Below are 16,912 nucleotides of genomic sequence, written 5' to 3'. Positions count from 1 at the left end.
GGCCGTTACGGCGTCAGCGTCTGGCCGAGGCGGGCACCCGCCGGGGTCCCCAGCGTCGTACGCCCGTAGTAGACGCCGCTGGAGCCCGGCACGCCCGAAGGGCCGCTGTCCAGCTGGAGGATCGTGCCGTCGCCCGCGTCCTCGCCGTCGACGCCGATCGCCAGGTCCGCGCGGCCGGAGCCGGACAGGTCCGCGAGCGTCACCGAGGAGCCGAGGCGGTCGCCGCTCTCCGTGGAGCCGGGCACGTCGGGCTCGTCCTGCGAGAAGGCCTTCGCCCCGGCGCCGGTGAGGCCGGACGAGGAGCCGTTCAGGAGCAGGGACGTGCCCGCGTCCTTGCGGCTGGTGCCCTCGCGGGTGATGTCCTCGCCGGGGGCGCCGGTCAGGACGTCCGCGTAGCCGTCGGCGTCGTAGTCGCCCGCCGCGACCGACCAGCCCATCGCGTCACCCGCCTCGGCGGCGCCGATCACGCCGTCCGTCGCCTGGTGGACCGTCCGCAGGCCCGTCGTGGTGAAGCCCGTCGAGGTGCCGGGCACCACCGTCACCTGGCCGCCCGCGTGCGCGCCCGACTCGGCGGTGTAGGGCTGGCCGACGACGAGGTCGTCGTAGCCGTTGCCGTCGACGTCGCCCACGGCGACCGAGTGGCCGCCCGGCACGGACAGGACACCGACCCGGCTCAGCCCGGAGCGGCCGCCCCGGAACCAGGCGACCTTGGCCTTGCCCGCCTGGTCGCGGTAGGTGAGCGCGACGTCCGCGTAGCCGTCGCGGTTGAAGTCGCCGGACGCGGCGTCCGGCTCCGCTATCGCGGTGTCGCCCGAGGTGAGGCTGCCGCCCGACGCGCGCTCCGCGTCGATCCGCGCGGCCCAGGAGCCGCCCGTGCCCGTCGCCGCCGCGAAGACGTCCGCCTTGCCGTCGGCGTTGAAGTCGCCGGACGCGACCGCCGAGCCGAACCTGGCCTTGGCGTAGTTGAAGTCGTCCGACAGCTGCATGTCCGTGCCGGAGGTGAAGGACGGGCCGTACAGCACGGTGACCGCGCCGCGGTCGGCGTGGCCCGAACCGTCGTCCTCGCCGGGCGCGCCGATGACGAGGTCCGCGTACCCGTCGGCGTTCAGGTCGCCCCACGCGGTGGCGGCCGCCCATTCGTCGCCGGCCTCGGAGACGCCGGGGACGCCGGTGCTCGTCTGCGTCAGGGAGATCTTCGACCCGGCCACCGGCCCGCCGAGGCCACCGGGCACGACGGTGAGGCGCCCGCGGCCGCCCGACGCCTTCGGGGTGCCCGCGACCAGGTCGGCGATGCCGTCGCGGTTATAGTCCCCGGTCGGGACGGCGGAGTTCACGCCCGGGCTGCCCGCGTAGCGGCGGATCTCGCCCAGCTCGGCGTCGAGGGTCCCGCTGGGGGCCTCGGGTGCGACGGCGTCACGGGGGCCGGAGATCGTGGCCAGCGAGGCCTGCTCGCCCTTCTTCCACCCGCCCGTGTCGGCGGTGGCGGTCAGCGTGGCCTTGCCGGTCGGGCTCGCGCCGTACTGGCCGAGCTTCCAGGCCGCCACGCGGGCCACCGACTCCCGGGCGGCGCGGGTCGGCCTGCCCGCGGCTCCGGTCCGGCCCTCGCCCCGGAAGTCGCCGAGGACGGCGATGCCCACCGACTCGTCGTCGAAGCCGGTGGTGTGCGCGCCGCGCACGGGCACGTCGACACCGCCGCCGCGGCCCTCGAAGACGCGGCCGCACTTGTCCACGAGGAAGTTGGGGCCGAGGTCGCTCCTGCCCTCCGTCTTCACCTGGTACGTCATCAGGGCGCGGACGAGGGCGGGGGACTGGGCGCAGCTGTAGTCGTTGGTGTCGATCGCCTGGTGGACGAAGGCCGCCTTGACCTCGTCGAGGTACCGCGGTGGTTCCTGGACCAGCTTCTCGTCGGCGCCCCAGGCGGCGCGGGCGATGACCGGGGGCCGGGTGACCGTGGACGTCGGCGGGGCCGGGCGGGCCGAGGTGACGCGGGGGGCCTGGGCGCCGGGCTCCTGGCGGTCAGCGGGCTTCTGGCTGTCGGCGGGCCTTCGGTCGGCACCGGGCTGCTCGCCGTCGGCGGGCTTCTGGTCGTCGCCCGGCTTTACGCCGTCAGTGGGCTTCTTACCGTCAGCGGGCGTCTCCGCGTCGCCCGGCTTCTCTGCGTCGGCGGCGTCGGCGGCGTCGGCGGCGTGGGCGGCGGGGGCCATCGCCGTACCGGCGGTGGTGCCCGGGCGGGCGTTCGGGCCGCCGTCGAGCGAGGCACTGCGCGCCTCCGCGTTCGGCACGCCGGGGTCCACGAGGGCGACGGCGAGTCCGTCGGGCAGCGCCGCGCCCGACGTGCCGTCGGTCGCGAGGACGCGGACCTCCACGCCGTCCGAGGGGCCCACCCACAGCGGCGCGGAGGCGGCGCGCGGGCCCGCTTCCGCCGCCTTCGAGGGGCCCGGCTCCGGGCGCAGGGTCCGCCAGTCGCTCCACCGGCCGGTGGCGAGGGCGCGCGTGCGCACCCGCGCGGTGCCCGTCAGCTCCTGGGCGGCCCCGCGCCACGAGACGCCGAGCAGCGAGAACTGCTCGGTCGACGTGCGCGGCAGCCTCCGCTCGGCGCCGTCGTCGCCCTTGAGCTCCAGGTCGCGCACGCTCGCCGGCCGCGCGGCACGCGGGTCGGCGCCGGTACGGTCCCCGCTCGGGTCGGCCATCGCGTACGTCACCGCCCCCGCGCCTCCCAGCACGACGGCCCCGATCGTCAGCCACGCCCTGCGCCGGAGACTCAGCGGCCGGTACGCATGCGTGGTACGCGCCTTTTCACGCGGTTTGCGCGGGCTCAAGTGCCCCACCCCTTAGCGAGTTTCAGATAAGCAAGCGAGTTCGTAGGACTTGTGTGGCGGGCAAAGGGTTGTGCCGACGGATGATTTTTTACGCGTGATCTATCCCGCACGCCGTGGTGGGGACACCGCGACCCGTGGCCGCGCAGGCCCGTGTGACAGTAAGGACGGCATGCCGGCGCGACGGCGCAGGGTGCGAAGTGGTGTGGAGCGGGCGGGGGCTCGGGTGACTCGGGTGGGGGAAAAGATGGCACGTCGGGTGAACGGCCGGGCGCAGACGCGCAGACGGTGGATACGGGCGTCCGCGCTCACCCTGGCGATGGGTGCGGCGGTCGGCACGCTGGCGTCCTGCGGCTCGGACGGCTCGGTGACGTACTCCGGCGGCAGGCTCGAAGAGGTGGACCGCTCCGGTTCCACGGCCGGGGACGATGCCCGGCCGGCGTCCCGCGACGAGGCGCGCGGCAGGGAACTCGCCCTGGAGGGTATGAGGCTGCTCAAGACGGCCGACACGGTACGCGTCGGCGTCGACATGGAGACCGCCAAGGGCCACCAGAAGGTCTCGCTGCACATGGACCGTCGGAACAACTGCACGGGTGCCTTCGACGCCGGCCCGACGCAGCGGGGCGACCTCATCGTGGTCGCGGGCGGCACGACGTACATACGCTTCACCGACGCCGCGCTCGACGCGATCGTCGAGATGGGCGTGAGGCGCGGCCCGCAGACGGCGGAGCGGGTCCGCGAGCGGACGGCGCTGGCCCGCGGCAAGTACCTGAAGATCCCGGCGGGCACGGGGGCGGGCGGCTCGGCCGTGCCGATGGCCGGCTGCGACCTCGACAAGATCACCGACAAGATCGGCAGCCCCGAACTGGACGGGGTCATCACCGCGGGACCCGTGATCCGGCGCTACGGCGAGGCGGTCACCCCGCTCGTCGAGACGAAGGACGGCCAGAAGACGAAGGTGTACGTGGCCGCGTCCGGCAAGCCGTACATCCTCGGCGTCGAGGCCGCCCAGGGCGGCGGCGTGTTCTCCGGTGGTGCCCGGACCATGACGATGCGGATGTCCGACTACGACGAGCCGGTGGCCGCCATCGCCCCGCCCCCCGCGCAGACGCTCGACATCTCGCGGATCCGCCCCGGCGGCTCGGGCGGGCTCTTCGAGGTCTGAGCGCACCGGAGCCCCGGCCCCCCGTGCGCCCCCGGGGCCGGTGGCCGTACGCTCTCCGACTGTGACACAACCGCACCCGGCGACGCTGGTGTGCGTGGGGGCATGGGCACGGTGGGCGTGCCGCGTTCGGCCGGATGGGAGAACGTTGGGCCAGGGTGGGGAGACCCGTCGCGCGCGGGCGCGCGACGAGGAGCTCGGCAGGGCCGTCGAGGCGGCCCAGAAAGGCGACGAGGCCGCCTTCGCGGTGGCGTACCGGATGGTCCAGCCGGGTCTCGTCGGTTATCTGCGCGGCCTGGTGGGCACCGACGGCGAGGCCGCCGAGGACGTCGCCGCCGAGGCCTGGTTGGAGATCGCCAGGGACCTCGGACGGTTCCGGGGGGACGGGGCGGGCTTCCGGGGCTGGACCGCGACCATCGCGCGGCACCGGGCCCTGGACCACCTGCGCCGCCAGAAGGTGCGCCCGCGCGCCGGCGGCCAGGAGCAGGACCTGCTCGACCTGCCGGGACCGCACAACACCTCGGCGGCGGCCCTGGAGGCCGTCTCCACCGAGCGGGTGCTCGCCCTGGTCGCGACGCTGCCGCGCGAGCAGGCGGAAGCGGTGCTGCTGCGGGTGGTCGTCGGCCTCGACGGCCCGGCCGCCGCGCGCGTCCTCGGCAAGCGCCCCGGGGCGGTACGGACGGCCGCGCACCGAGGCCTGCGGAAGCTGGCCGAGCGGCTCGGGCTCGACGGCACGGCGGATGACGGTCCCGGCACGCTGGGGGAGTCGACATGAACGCAGACAGGTCCCGGGGGTCCGGGGGCGGGCCCGGCCGCCCCGCCGACCCCGAAACCCTCCTCGCGCAGCTCACCGAGGCCGTGCGGGCCGACGCCGGCGCGGAGGTGGACGCGGCCGCGCAGCGCGAGGCGGTCGCGGCGTTCCGCACGGCACGGGACGCGGGCGCGCACCGGGCGCGGACCCGGCGCCGCGACGACTGGCGCCCGCGCGAGCGGCGCCGCGGGCGGCTCTCCCTGCGGGCGGCCGGGGGCATGGTCCTTGCCGGTGGCCTCCTGGGCGGAGTGGCGCTGGCGGCCGCGGGCACGATGTCCGACGACCCGCCCCCGACAAACCACCCGCGCCCCGCGTCGACGTCACCGTCGACCCCGGGACCGCAGTCCTCCCCGGAGGGGGTGCCCGGACACGCCGCGTCGACGTCCCCGACGGAACGGGAGAGGCCCCGCAAGTCGACGTCGTCGCCGACCGCGCCGCCGACCCCGACCCAGGCTCCGACGCCGAAGCAGGGCCCGACCCCCGGCCCGACGGAGCCGAAGCGCAAGAACGACAAGGGCGGGGGCAAGGGCAAGGGCAAGGGCAAGCCCGAGGCGGCCGAGCACGGGAACCCGCACGGGAACCCGCACGGGAACCCGCACGGGAACCCGCACGGGAACCCGCACGGGAACCCGCACGGAAAGCCGGACACTGGTCACCGTGGTGAAGACAAGGGCCGGGGCCAGAGCCAGAGCAAAGGAAAAAGCCGGGGCGAGGGGCACGGTCGGAACGCCGCCGAGCGGTGGCCGACCAGGAGCCATGGAGGGCATTTGGCTGGAACAACGCCACCTTTGACCAGATCCGAGTGAACCACTGCGCAGTTCGGAGAGAGCCTCCGCACCGCCCGGCCAAGGCTTTGCCGAATGCTGCCAAACACGCTTCCGATTGCGATCACTCAGGGGTGAGAATCGGCTGTCCGGTTGATGTGGATGGAGTGTGCGATGAGGGGGAACGGGTGGGCCTCGATTTTGATGCCCTGGGACTCGCGGCCGACACGGTCGACGTCTACCGGGAGATGCTCAAGGACTCCACGGCCAGGGTCGGCGAGCTGGCGAGGCGGCTGAGGCGTACCGAGGAGCAAGTGCGATCCGCTCTGGACGAGTTGGACGGGCTGGGGCTGGTACGGCAGTCGTGGCAGGAGCCGGGCGCGTTGCGCGCGGTCGAGCCGGAGTTCGGTCTGGTGGCGCTGCTCACCCAGCGCGAGGAGGAGCTGCGCCGGCGCCACGACGAGCTGGAGATCGGCCGGCTGGCCATACAGAACCTCGTCTCCGAGTACACCCAGTACCACCGCTCCTTGCAGGAGCCGCCTGTCGAGGTGCTGACCGACCTCGACACGATCCGCCTCAGGATCCAGACGCTGGCGGCGAACTCCTCCACGGAGATACTGAGCCTGGTCCCCGGCGGGGCCCTGTCCCCGGCCGCTCAGCGGGCCAGCGGCCCGCTCGACCAGGACCTGCTCGACCGGGGTGTGCAGATGCGGACCGTCTTCCTGGAGAGCATCGCCAACGACGCCTCCACGCTGGAGTACGCCCGCTGGCTGACCGACCTCGGGGCGGAGATCAGGGTGGCGCCGACCCAGCCGGTCCGGCTGACGATCTACGACCGCCGGATCGCCATGGTGCCGGTGGATCCGGAGGCGACCGACGCGGGGGCACTGCTGCTGCGCAGCCCGGGCGTGGTGGGCGCCATGTGCTCGCTGTTCGAGCGGGTCTGGGGCGACGCGGCGCCGCTCGGTTGCCGACCCGAGCCGAACGAGCACGGCCTGACCAGCCAGGAGCAGGCCGTCCTCGCCCTGCTGGCCAAGGGGCTGGCCGACGAGGCGGTGGCCCGACGGCTCGGCGTGTCGGTCAGGACCGGGCGGCGGATCACCGCGAACCTGATGGGGCGGCTGGCGGCGGCCAGCCGTTTCCAGGCCGGCGCGATGGCCGCCGCGCACGGCTGGATCGCCCCGGACATGCTCGTGTGACGCCCCGGCCGTGACACGAGCCCCTCGTCGCGTCACCACCGGCGCGGGGCTCGTGTCACCCCGCTCCGTCGGTCTGCTGCGCGGTGATCTCCTGGTGCAGCACCTCGGCGATGGCGTCCGCGGTCGGATGGTCCCAGGCCAGGGTCGGCGACACCGGGATGCCGAACTCGTCCTCGATGTCACCGCAGAGGGTGAGCGCGTACAGCGAGTCCAGCCCGTACTCGGCCAGCTTGGCGCCGCCCTCGATCTCCGCGGCCGGTCGTTCCAGGTAGAACGCCACCCGGTCGATCAGCCAGGTGCGCAGCTCGTCGGTGGAGACAGTGGGCGTGGTCATGGTGTCGGTCCCTTCGGAAGGATCGGTACGGCCGGTTCAGGCGAGCGGCCGAGCACTGAGGTCGAAGGAGCGGTTCTCCCGCTCCCTGCGCATCAGTTCGCGGAAGACGACCCCTTCGGGCCCGTCGCCGCCGGGCGGTACGGGGCGCCCGAGCCGGGCGGTGAGCCGGCGCAGCGCCAGGGCGAGCCAGGCACTGTCACGGGCGAACGGCCCGGCACCGTCCCGCTGGTGCAGCCAGACGCCCAGGCAGGCGGCGGCGGCGAGCAGAACGCTGTACCGCTCGGCGAGTTCGAAGCCGACCGGCTCGGCGAGCGGGGTGCGGTTGCGCGGGGCCAGTTGTCCGCACTCCGCCGTGAGGTGCCGCAGCTCGTCCAGCAGCCCGGCGCACAGCGCGCCCAGCTCGGGGTCCTCGCCCAGCAGGTCGTACGCGGCCGGAAGCTGCGCGAGCACGCCGTCCTCGGCACCGGCGGTGATCCGCAGCGCACGGAAGTCCAGCGCGGGGAGAGGGTCCTGAAGACGGAACAGGGTGGCGGGTGCGGGGGCGTCGCTCAGCCAGGAGCGCCGGGCCAGCCGCGGCAGCTGGGGGACGAGGGTCGCCTGGCACACGGTGGCACCCGAGTGCGCGAGGGAGGCCACCGGCAGGTCGCGCAGATGCTTCTGGAAGATGCCGTACGGGCCCTCCCGCAGGAAGGACCGGGCGCCCAGGACGACCGCGAGCGCGTCCGCCCCCTCCTCGAGCAGCAGGGGTACCAGGTACTTGGCGGCGGGGGCCAGCACCGCGGTCTGCCCCGGCAGCAGGTGCAGGGCCCGGCACACCACGGTGCTGAGGCAGTCGGCGATCAGCAGGTCCGCGAAGGCGCCCGCCAATACGGCCCGCGCGTGGGGCAGGTCGGCGACCCGGCGCCCGTAGAGCCGACGTTCCAGGGCGAACCGGGTGGTGACGCGCAGCTGGGTGTCGAAGCAGCCGACCGTGGCGCCGGACAGCACTGCCTTCGTGACCTGGAAGGCGCGGAGCACGGTCTCCAGCGCGCCGCCCTCCTCCCCGACCACGGTCGAGTCGGGCACCGGGCAGTCGAGGAAGTCCACCCCGGCCAGGTGGGCGGCCCGCAGTCCGGAGGTGCCGAAGCGGGGCAGGAAGCGCAGCCGGTCCCGGTCGACGCGGCGCATGTCGAGCAGCAGCAGGGAGTGGTCCCGGCTGCCGGACCCGGAGCCGGTGCGGGCGAGCACGGTGACGGCGTCGGCCCGGTGGACGTTGCTGATGACCTCCTTGCGTCCGCCGAGCAGGAACCGCCGGCCCTCGCGCACGGCCCGGACCGCGGACCTGGGCAGGTCGTGACCGGAGGCCAGTTCGGTGTAGGCGCCCGCACTCTGGCCGCCGCCCAGCAGCACGTCGGCCAGCCACTGCCGTTGCTCCGCCGGGCCGGCCGACCAGACGGTCGTGGAGGCGATCAGGTTGATGGCACCGTGGCCGAGTCCGAGCGCCGCGTCGCGCCGGAACACCGTCCGCAGCGTCCGGGCCAGTTCGTCCGCGCGGTGGAGCCGGCCGCCGTGCTCGGGGGGCACGAACTCGGCGCCCAGCCCATGGGCGTCCAGCAGGCTCCGTCCGGCCGGCAGCAGTTCGCCCCGCTCGTCCGCGCGCAGGAAGGCCGCGAAACCGACCGGGTTGTCCGGGTCGTCCGGGTCGCCGAACCGGAGTTCCAGAGGGTGTGCGGTGTCCTTGCCGCCGTCGGGCAGGCGGTTCGGGGCGGATGTCGGCGTGGTGGTCATGGGCGGTCGTCCTCGGGCGGCGGGGGCAGCAGGGAGAGGGGCCGTCCCGCCGCGTACTCGGTGAGCAGCGGCCCGGCCAGCCGGTCGAAGACCTCGCCGTCGGGCCGTGCCGTCGGGTCGATCAGGGGCAGAAGACGGGTCAGGGCGGCCTCCAGCCACAGGCCGGACTCCCACAGCTCCGCGGCCTCGGTGCCCCGCAGGCTCTTGTGGTTGTGCAGCCACAGTTGGACGGCGGCCGCCGCGGCGAAGCAGGCGGCATAGCGTTCGGCGAGCGCGAAGGCCGACGCGGGCACGTCGAGTGCCGTCGGCCGGTGCTCCGCCGTCTCCTCGACGACCTGTTCCACGGCTGTCCGCAGCCGGTCGCCCAGAGCGCCGAGCGGGACCTGGGCGAGGGCGTCCGGGAGCGACTGGACCAGGCTGGAGCCCCGCGCCGAGACCAGTTCAAGCCGTTCGGGCGTGAAGGCGGGCAGCGGCTGCTCCAGGCCGGCGGCGCCGTACACCCCGTCCAGGTCGGTCCGGCCGCGCCGGTGGGCGCGCGCCAGCGAGGGGAACTGGTTCACCAGCGCGTGCAGGTTGACCACGGTGGAGCCGTCGAAGATCCCGACGATCCGGTGGTCGCGCCGCACCTTCTGGAAGCGCCCGTGACGGTAGGTCGCTCCGGTCAGCAGCGAGCGCGAGCCCAGCACCCGGGCCAGCCGGGTCAGCATCCGCTCCACCACGGTGGGCACCAGGTACTTGGTGACCGCGGAACCGACCGACAGCTCGCCCGGCAGGGTGTGGATGGACCGTGCGGCGACCAGGCCGACGGCCTCGGCCAGCAGCAGATCCGCACAGGACTCGGTCAGCAGCCGCCGGGTCTGCGGAAGTTCGACCAGTGGCCGGCCGAAGTTGTGGCGTTCGTGGGCGTACCGCAGAGCCAGGTCCAGGGCCTGGTCGGCTGCGCCGAGGGAGAGCGAGGCGCACAGGGTCCGGGTGAGCTGGAGGCTCTTCAGGACGATCTCCAGGCCGCCCCCCTCCGGCCCGACCAGAGCCGAGGAGGGCACGGTGGCGTCGGTGAAGGCGATGCCGCTGATGTCGGCGCCCCGGATGCCGTGCAGGAGGGGAGCGGGCAGGGGGCGGTGACTTCCCGGGGCCAGGGCGTGGCGGTCGACCAGCAGCACGCTGAAGCCGCGCGGCCCGCCCGTCGGGTCGGTCCGGGCAAGGACGCAGAGCCGGCGGCCGCGGGTGGCGTTGTTGATGAGCCACTTCTCACCGCTGAGGAGGTAACCGCCGTTCCCGTCGGCCGGGTCGGGCAGCGCCCGGACCTCGCCGGCCAGCAGGTCGCTGCCGTGGTCGCGCTCGGTGAGTGCCCAGGAGACCACGGCGCCGTCGGCGATCGCGGCGCCGAGCCGACGGGCCTGTTCCGGGCTGCCGCCGACCCACACCGAGACCGCGCCGAGGAAGGTCTTGCCGTGCCCGACCGCCACCGTCAGGTCGCGCCGGGCGATGGTCCGCGTCAGCTGCAACGCCTCGTCGTAGCCCCGCAGTTCACCGCCGTACTCGGCCGGGACGTAGTGCCGGGGCAGACCGAGGAAGTCCAGTTCGCGGCAGATCTCCAGCGGGAACTCCTCCCGCTCGTCCAGCGCGGCACAGCGGGCGTACGAGAACAGCCGGCCGTCGTCCTCCGGGTCGCCGAGCCGCCGGTCGAGCCGGGCGGCGGCGAGCTGGGGGGCGTATCTCATGCCGCCGGCTCCGTCCGGTGCAGGCGTATCAGCCGCGGGTCCAGGTCCTCGTACAGGGTCTTCAGCCCGTCGGAGGTGAACAGGTCGCGCATCACCGCGCGACGGACCTTGCCGCTGGTGGTGCGGCGGACCTGGCCGGGACGCAGGAACACCAGGTTGGTGACCCGCAGGCCGAACCGTTCGGCGATCTCGGCGCGGATCCGGCGGGACAGCTCGGGCAGCTCCGCCTGCTCGATGTGGCGCAACCGGACCTCCTGGAGCACCACGATCTCCTCCTGCTGTGCCACCGGCACCGAGCAGACCGTGCCCTGCAGCCCCTGGAAGCCCGGGTGGAGTCCGGCGACCAGGCGCTCGATGTCGTGCGGGTAGAGGTTGCGGCCATGCACGATCAGCATGTCCTTGAGCCTGCCGGTGACGTAGAGCTCCCCGTCGTGTACCGCGCCCAGGTCCCCGGTGCGCAGGTAGCCGGTACGGTCGTCCGCGGTGCGGGCGTCGAACAGGCGCCGGTTCTCCTCCGGGCGCTGCCAGTAGCCGGCGGCGACGCTCTCGCCGCGGATCCAGATCTCGCCGATCCGGCCGGCCGGCACCACCTCGCGGGTGTCCGGGTCGACGATCAGGATCTCCAGCTCGGACTCGGCCGGGCCGCTGCTGACCAGCAGCCGGCCGCCCTCGTCCGGCCGCAGCAGGTTGGCCTCGAGCGCGGTGGCGTCGAACCGGGTCATCACCGCGCCGCGCTGGTGCGGGGTGCCGGTGATCAGCAGCGTGCTCTCGGCCATCCCGTAGCAGGGCTTGAGGACGTCCGGGCGGAGCCCGGCGGCCCGGAAGCGCTCGGTGAAGGCAAGCAGGGTGGTGGCGCTGACCGGTTCCGCGCCGTTGAGCGCGACCCGCAGCCCGGACAGGTCGAGTTCGGCCAGCTGCTCGTCGGTGACGGTGCGGGTGACCAGGTCGTAGGCGAAGTTCGGCGCGGTGGTGAAGTCCAGGCGGTGCTGCTGGATCAGTTGCAGCCACAGACGGGGGCGGCGCAGGAAGTCGGTCGGCGACAACAGCATCAGCATGGCGCCGGTGAACAGCGGCGTCAGGGTGGTGCCGATCAGACCCATGTCGTGGTAGTGCGGAAGCCAACTGCACACTCGGGTGTCCGGGAAGACGCCGAGCGTGCGCTGGATCATGCGGAGGTTGTGTGCCAGTGAGCCGTGGGTGACCGTCACGCCCTTGGGGTCGCTGGTCGAGCCCGAGGTGTACTGGAGGATGGCCGGGGTGTCGGCGGCCAGGGCGGGTGGGACCCAGTCCACTTCCAGTCCGTCGACATCGAGCCCGTCGGTCGCCACCACCGGCAGCTCGGACAGGTCCTCCGCCCGCAGGAACTCGGTGATCTCCCCGGCCTCCCGGGCCGTGGTGAGCACGAGCGAGGCGCCCGCGTCCCGCACGACGCTCCCGGTCCGGGTGTCGCGTCGGCTGTTGCTGTCCGGTACGGGGGCCGGTACCGCCACCAGACTCGCGTACTGGCAGCCGATCAGCGCCGTGACGAAGGCCGGCCCGGAGGGGTAGAGCAGCAGCACGCGCTCGCCCTCGGCGCACCGGCCGCGCAGGTACTGGGCGAGGGCGCGGGCCCGCCGGTCGAGTTCACCGTAGGTCAGGTGCTCGGTGGTCGGCCCGTCGACCGTGGTCCGGGCGAAGACCACGGCGTCCTTGTCGGGCGACTCGGCGGCGTGGCGTACGAGCAGGTCCACTATGGTTTCGGACACGCGGGTGTCCTCCTCTCGGCGACGGTCCGGGTGATGGTCCCGGTGGCGGGCTCGGGGCGGGGGCGAGGCGCCGGGCCCCAGATCCGGGCCCGGGCGACGGTGCCGTCCGGCCGTTCGGCTGCCAGCACGACGGCTCGGTCGAAGTGCGCGGCGAACTGCTCGACGGTCTCCCGGTCGAACAGACCGCTGTCGTAGCGGAAGTCCACCGCGATCACGTCTTCGGTCTCCAGCACGTCCACCCCGAGGTCCACCTGCCCCTCCTGCTGCGGCAGCGGGAAGGCGGACAGCTCCAGGCCCGCGTACGAGATGACCCGCTCGGGCCGTGTGGTGTCGAGGAGGGGCCTCAGCTCGGCCGGGGCGTGCGCGGTCGACAGCATGTTGAAGGTGGTCCGGTAGACGGTGGACTGCCCGCCCTCCCGGTTGTCCGCGAGCACCCGGGCCAGCTCGGCGAACGGGTAGCGCAGCCCCGCCATGCCCTGCCTGAGCTGCCGGTCGGCCTCCGCCGCCGCGTCCCGGAAGGTGGTGGACGGGGTGAACCGGGCGCGGAAGACGACGGTGTTGATGTAGTCGCCGACCGCCCGGCGGGAGCGCGGGCTCAGCCGCGTGGTGACGGGGCAGCCGACCAGGAAGTCGGCCTGCCGGGTGTAGCGGTGCAGGACGCCCTGGAACACCGAGAGCAGGAAGGCGAAGGGGGAGACCTCCAGCCGCCGGGCGGTCTGCCTGATCCGGTCGGCGTCGTCGGCCGGGACCGTGATCCGGCAGGTGCCGCCGGTGAACGACTGGCGGGCCGGGCGCGGCCGGTCGGTGGGCAGCCGGACCGCCGCCGATCCCCGGCACACATCGGCCCAGCGGCTCTCCAGCGTCGAACCGAGCGGTGCGGAGAGCAGTTCGCGCTCCTTCGCCACATACTCGTCGTGGCTGTCCGGGGGCGGCTCCGGCAGGGTCTGCCGCTCGCCCGTCGACCGTCCGTACAGGGCGAGGAGCTCGGCCAGCAGGATGGCGTCCGACGTGGCGTCCGTCGCGATGTGGTGACCGGCGACCAGCAGGACCGCGTCCTTCGGCGTACGGCTGTGCAGGGCAAACCGGAACGCGCCGGTGCGGCCCAGGTCGAACGGCCGGTGCAGGGTTCGCCGGACGGCGGCGGCGAAGTCGCCCTCGACCCGGTGCTTTTCCAGCTCGACCAGGCCGGCCGGGCGCACCAGCCGCACCGGATGACCGTCCCGTTCGACGAAGACCGAGCGCAGCATCTCGTGCCGCGGCGCCAGAGCGCGTACGGCGGCCTCCAGGGCCACCGGGTCGACGGCGGACCGGACGCGCACGGCTATGCCGGTGTGGTAAGCGCCGGCCCGCGGTGCCAACTGGTGCAGGAACCACTGGGCGTTCTGGTTGCGGGAGAGCGCCCGGCCGTCAGACACGGCCGCCGCCGCGGGGGCCGCCGGGAGCGGTGCGCGGTTCCTGGCGCAGCCGGCCGAGCACCTGGTGGACCAGGTCGGCCTCGAGCGGTTCCAGGTAGAAGTGGCCACCCGGGAAGGACCGGAACGAGAAGCTGTCCGTGGTCACGTCCGCCCAGGCGCGCACGTCGTCCGCAGAGCAGTCGGGGTCCCGGTCCCCGACGTAACCCGTCACCGGGCACGACAGCGAGACGGGGGCGGCGGGGCGGTAGGTCCCGATCAGCTCGTAGTCGGCCTTCAGGGTGGCCGCGGCGATCTCCCGCAGCTCGGGTTCGTCGAGCAGCGCGGCCTGGGCGCTGCCGAGGCGGGCGACCTGGGCGAGCAGCGCGTCGGTGTCGGTGTGGTCGAACCCGGGGGACCGGCCCAGCCGCGGTGCCGGGTGGCCGGAGACGAACAGACGCACCGGCCGGATGCCGTGGCGCTCCAGCCGGTGGGCCACCTCGTAGGCCACGGCGGCGCCCATGCTGTGGCCGAAAAGGGCCAGCGGTGTGTCCCCGAACGGCCGCAGGGCCTGCGCCAGTTGGTCGGCCAGCGGCTCCATCCGCGTCAGGTGTGGCTCCGTGAAGCGGTTGTGGCGCCCGGGGTAGCAGGCGGTCAGCAGCTCCATGCCGGCCGGGAGCCGCGGGGCCCAGCCCCGGAAGGAGCCGGGCGTGCCACCCGCGTGCGGAAAACACACCAGACGCATTTCGGGACTGTGATTCACGCCGGACCTGACAAACGAATCCGCGGATGCGACGGTCATGAATTCCTTCCCCGCCATCGACCATTCACCGAAACATTTCCGGTGCGATGCCGAAGAGATTATGGAGAGCGTCTATATTCTCGCCATATCGTCGGCGGGCGGTCGGTCGGCCGACGCGGTTCCGCTTGGCCGGGCCGGGTGCTGCCCGCTCACTCCCAGGCCGTGGTCGCGTGCTGGACGTTCGTGGTCGCGGCATGCGGGTCCTGGGACTCGACGGCCGGGTCCGCTCTGCCGACGAGGACGGCGCCGAGGATGAGGACGGCGAGCAGCGCGATACCGACCGTGCGCCCGCTCAGGCCCTTGGCAACTGCATCCGTACGCATCTGAGAAATCTCCCGTGTTCGGGTCCGTGGGCCGGTCCGTGGTGCGGCCACCTGTGTTTCTCATTCTGTACCGGGGATTCGGCCGCGTGTGGGCCCCGCCCTGGCAAGGGGCTGTCATTGCAGGGCATTGTCAGGGGACGGTCGGGGACGGATGGGGTATTTCCCTCATGTCAGGCGGCCGGGACGGTCACCGGCACGGTCACCACGTCGGAGCCGCCGGTGCCGTGGAGCCGCACCGACAGCTGCCAGGTGCCCGCCATCGCGAAGAGGCGGCCGTCCGCCCGGTACCGGCCCGTCCCCTTCGGCCGCGCGGTCAGCGCCGCCGTCGCATGGCCCATGCTCGGCATGACGGCCTCCACCGTGACCTGGTCCAGGTCGACGGCCCCGTGGTCGCGCCGGGCCACGGTGATGTCGGCCGTCCCGGCGCCCGGGCTCGGGTGCGGCAGGCGAACCCGCACGGTGTAGGTCGAGGACGAGCCCTCCACGGTGACGCCGGAATCGTCGTCCGAGCGCGGCCACCACCACACCAGGGACAGGACGAGGACGACCAGGGCGAGGCCCGCGGCGCCGAGCACGGTCCGCGAGCGGAGGGACGGGAGGCTCATGGGGCGTCTCCGGTGACATCGACGGTGAGGGCGGCGGTGTGGATGCGGAAGTTCCGCTCGTACTGGATCCACACCCGGTAGCGGCCGGGCTCGGGGAAGGCGAAGACGAACTGCAGCCGTGGCCCGTACCGGCCGACCGTCTCGTCCGGCACGACGGCGCCCGGCACGGAAAGGGCGGCCATCGAGGCGGTCTCGTGGGCGTGCCCGAAGAACTCGTCGCCCGACCTGCGGACGATCATGTGTCCGGCCATGCCGAGCCAGCTCTGGAGGTCGCGCGCCGGGGCGTCGGCGGTACCGGCGTGCAAGGTGACCTGGGTGGGCACGCCCGCCGTCGGGCGCGCCGGAGCGAGGGAGACCTGTGACTCCTCGGGGGTGTCGATCTTCAGGGGGGCGGCTCGACGCGCCGGACGGCCGGTGCCGGCGATGACGTCGATCGTGGCGGTGAGCAACTGGCCGCCGCTGTCCACCCGTTCGATCTCGGTCTGGACGAGGTAACGGCCGGGGCGCGGCACGGACAGTCTGAGCAGCAGGTCGCCGGGACCGGCCGGCACCGGGTGCAGGTGGGCGAAGTACTTCGGGTCCTCGCCGGTCACCACGGTGTGGGCCAGCGCGCCGTGGTGGACGGCCAGATCGTCGACGGGCACGCCGTTCGAACCGTCGGTGAGGCCGAGGCGCAGGGCGAAGGGGCGGCCGGCGGCCGGTTTCGCCGGGACGGTGTGCAGCGCCAGCTCGGTGAAGGAACGGCCGTTGGCCGCGGTGCCGTCGACGTTGGTCAGCCGCTTCTCGTCGGGGGACCCGTGGGGGAGGACCGCGGAGAACTGCGGCGAGAGCAGCGCGGCGGTCAGGGCGACCGTCAGGGTGATCACCGCTGCCCCGGACAGCAACAGGGCCGGCCCGCGCCGGTGGAGGACCGCGGCCGAGAGCACGCCGAGCAGCAGTACCCCGGCCACCAGGAACGCCGGGTAGACGATCTTCTCCCACGGTGCCGCCCGCGGGGTCAGCACCCGGAAGGGCAGCTTCGCGGTGTCCGTGCCGTCGGAGACGTCGAGTTCCCACGGGCCGGTCCGGTCGGCGGTCAGGGTCGCGGCGACGGTACCGGGCCGCCCGGCGGTCAGCCGCACCACCGCCCGGGAGGGACGGCTCGGCGGCGCGCCCTCCAACGGGACCAGGGAGAGCTTCAACGTGGCGGGCCGCACCGGGTCGTGGGCGATCACGTCGACCCGGAACGGCCCGGGCACCTCGGGCACCTGGCGCAGTGCGAAGGTCAGTTCGTTGCCGCCGAACGTCGCGGCCAGCTCCAGGTCCGTGCTCTGGCTGATGCCGTGCGCGGCGGCCGGTCCCGCCCCGGCCAGACTCATCAGGCCGAGCAGGGCGACCAGCCACAGTGCCACGGCCCGGCGAACGGCTGGGGCACCGGCGCGTCTTCGGGCGGCGCGAGGGGGGATCACTCCACCACGCTGTACGAGGCGGCT

Annotated in this window: 14 protein-coding genes; 4 read left to right on the top strand and 10 right to left on the bottom strand. The window is 73.8% G+C overall.

The annotated features are described in order from the left end of the window. Positions 1 to 5: 5 nt before the first annotated feature. Entirely contained in the window at positions 6 to 2,702 is a 2,697-nt protein-coding gene (locus ACZ5GP_RS24695; RefSeq protein ID WP_468752907.1) for an FG-GAP-like repeat-containing protein, read from the bottom strand. A 361-nt stretch (positions 2,703 to 3,063) separates the two neighbouring features. Between ACZ5GP_RS24695 and ACZ5GP_RS24690 the strand changes: the two genes are divergently transcribed. The 4 genes from ACZ5GP_RS24690 to ACZ5GP_RS24675 all read left to right on the top strand — a co-directional run bounded on the left by ACZ5GP_RS24690 (position 3,064) and on the right by ACZ5GP_RS24675 (position 6,752). Then, the gene (locus tag ACZ5GP_RS24690) at positions 3,064 to 3,981 is read left to right on the top strand and encodes a hypothetical protein (RefSeq protein WP_468752906.1); all 918 of its coding nucleotides are present in this window, start codon (positions 3,064 to 3,066) and stop codon (positions 3,979 to 3,981) included. Between the two features lie 145 nt (positions 3,982 to 4,126). After that, positions 4,127 to 4,753, top strand: a complete 627-nt coding sequence (locus tag ACZ5GP_RS24685; protein WP_468752905.1) for an RNA polymerase sigma factor — start codon at positions 4,127 to 4,129, stop codon at positions 4,751 to 4,753. Then, a complete protein-coding gene (locus tag ACZ5GP_RS24680; protein ID WP_468752904.1) occupies positions 4,750 to 5,595 on the top strand; it encodes a hypothetical protein in 846 nt (281 codons plus the stop codon). The genes ACZ5GP_RS24685 and ACZ5GP_RS24680 overlap by 4 nt, the downstream gene beginning before the upstream one ends. Before the next feature lie 146 nt (positions 5,596 to 5,741). Continuing rightward, complete coding sequence (locus ACZ5GP_RS24675; RefSeq protein ID WP_468752903.1) at positions 5,742 to 6,752, top strand: LuxR C-terminal-related transcriptional regulator; 1,011 nt, start codon at positions 5,742 to 5,744, stop codon at positions 6,750 to 6,752. A 55-nt stretch (positions 6,753 to 6,807) separates the two neighbouring features. On the opposite strand, the gene ACZ5GP_RS24670 is transcribed toward ACZ5GP_RS24675, so the two are convergent. The 9 genes from ACZ5GP_RS24670 to ACZ5GP_RS24630 form a co-directional block, all read right to left on the bottom strand. Beyond that, positions 6,808 to 7,086, bottom strand: coding sequence for an acyl carrier protein (locus ACZ5GP_RS24670; RefSeq protein ID WP_468752902.1), 279 nt, complete (start codon positions 7,084 to 7,086; stop codon positions 6,808 to 6,810). Between the two features lie 36 nt (positions 7,087 to 7,122). After that, positions 7,123 to 8,853: an acyl-CoA dehydrogenase gene (locus tag ACZ5GP_RS24665; RefSeq protein ID WP_468752901.1), complete on the bottom strand. Its 1,731-nt coding sequence runs from the start codon at positions 8,851 to 8,853 to the stop codon at positions 7,123 to 7,125. Continuing rightward, entirely contained in the window at positions 8,850 to 10,574 is a 1,725-nt protein-coding gene (locus ACZ5GP_RS24660) for an acyl-CoA dehydrogenase family protein (protein WP_468752900.1), read from the bottom strand. Before ACZ5GP_RS24660 ends, ACZ5GP_RS24665 begins: the two co-directional genes overlap by 4 nt. Next, entirely contained in the window at positions 10,571 to 12,319 is a 1,749-nt protein-coding gene (locus tag ACZ5GP_RS24655; RefSeq protein ID WP_468752899.1) for a fatty acyl-AMP ligase, read from the bottom strand. Before ACZ5GP_RS24655 ends, ACZ5GP_RS24660 begins: the two co-directional genes overlap by 4 nt. Next, on the bottom strand, positions 12,304 to 13,734 hold the full coding sequence (locus tag ACZ5GP_RS24650) for a condensation domain-containing protein (RefSeq protein ID WP_468752898.1): 1,431 nt from the start codon (positions 13,732 to 13,734) through the stop codon (positions 12,304 to 12,306). The genes ACZ5GP_RS24655 and ACZ5GP_RS24650 overlap by 16 nt, the downstream gene beginning before the upstream one ends. Then, positions 13,727 to 14,455, bottom strand: coding sequence for a thioesterase II family protein (locus tag ACZ5GP_RS24645; RefSeq protein ID WP_468752897.1), 729 nt, complete (start codon positions 14,453 to 14,455; stop codon positions 13,727 to 13,729). Before ACZ5GP_RS24645 ends, ACZ5GP_RS24650 begins: the two co-directional genes overlap by 8 nt. A 206-nt stretch (positions 14,456 to 14,661) precedes the next feature. After that, entirely contained in the window at positions 14,662 to 14,835 is a 174-nt protein-coding gene (locus ACZ5GP_RS24640) for a hypothetical protein (protein ID WP_468752896.1), read from the bottom strand. Between the two features lie 170 nt (positions 14,836 to 15,005). Further along, positions 15,006 to 15,440, bottom strand: a complete 435-nt coding sequence (locus ACZ5GP_RS24635) for a FixH family protein (RefSeq protein WP_468752895.1) — start codon at positions 15,438 to 15,440, stop codon at positions 15,006 to 15,008. Further along, a complete protein-coding gene (locus ACZ5GP_RS24630; RefSeq protein WP_468752894.1) occupies positions 15,437 to 16,831 on the bottom strand; it encodes a hypothetical protein in 1,395 nt (464 codons plus the stop codon). The genes ACZ5GP_RS24635 and ACZ5GP_RS24630 overlap by 4 nt, the downstream gene beginning before the upstream one ends. Positions 16,832 to 16,912 lie beyond the last annotated feature (81 nt).

This window comes from Streptomyces sp. NPDC031466, assembly GCF_055581265.1.
This window is presented reverse-complemented; position numbering and strand designations above follow the sequence as displayed.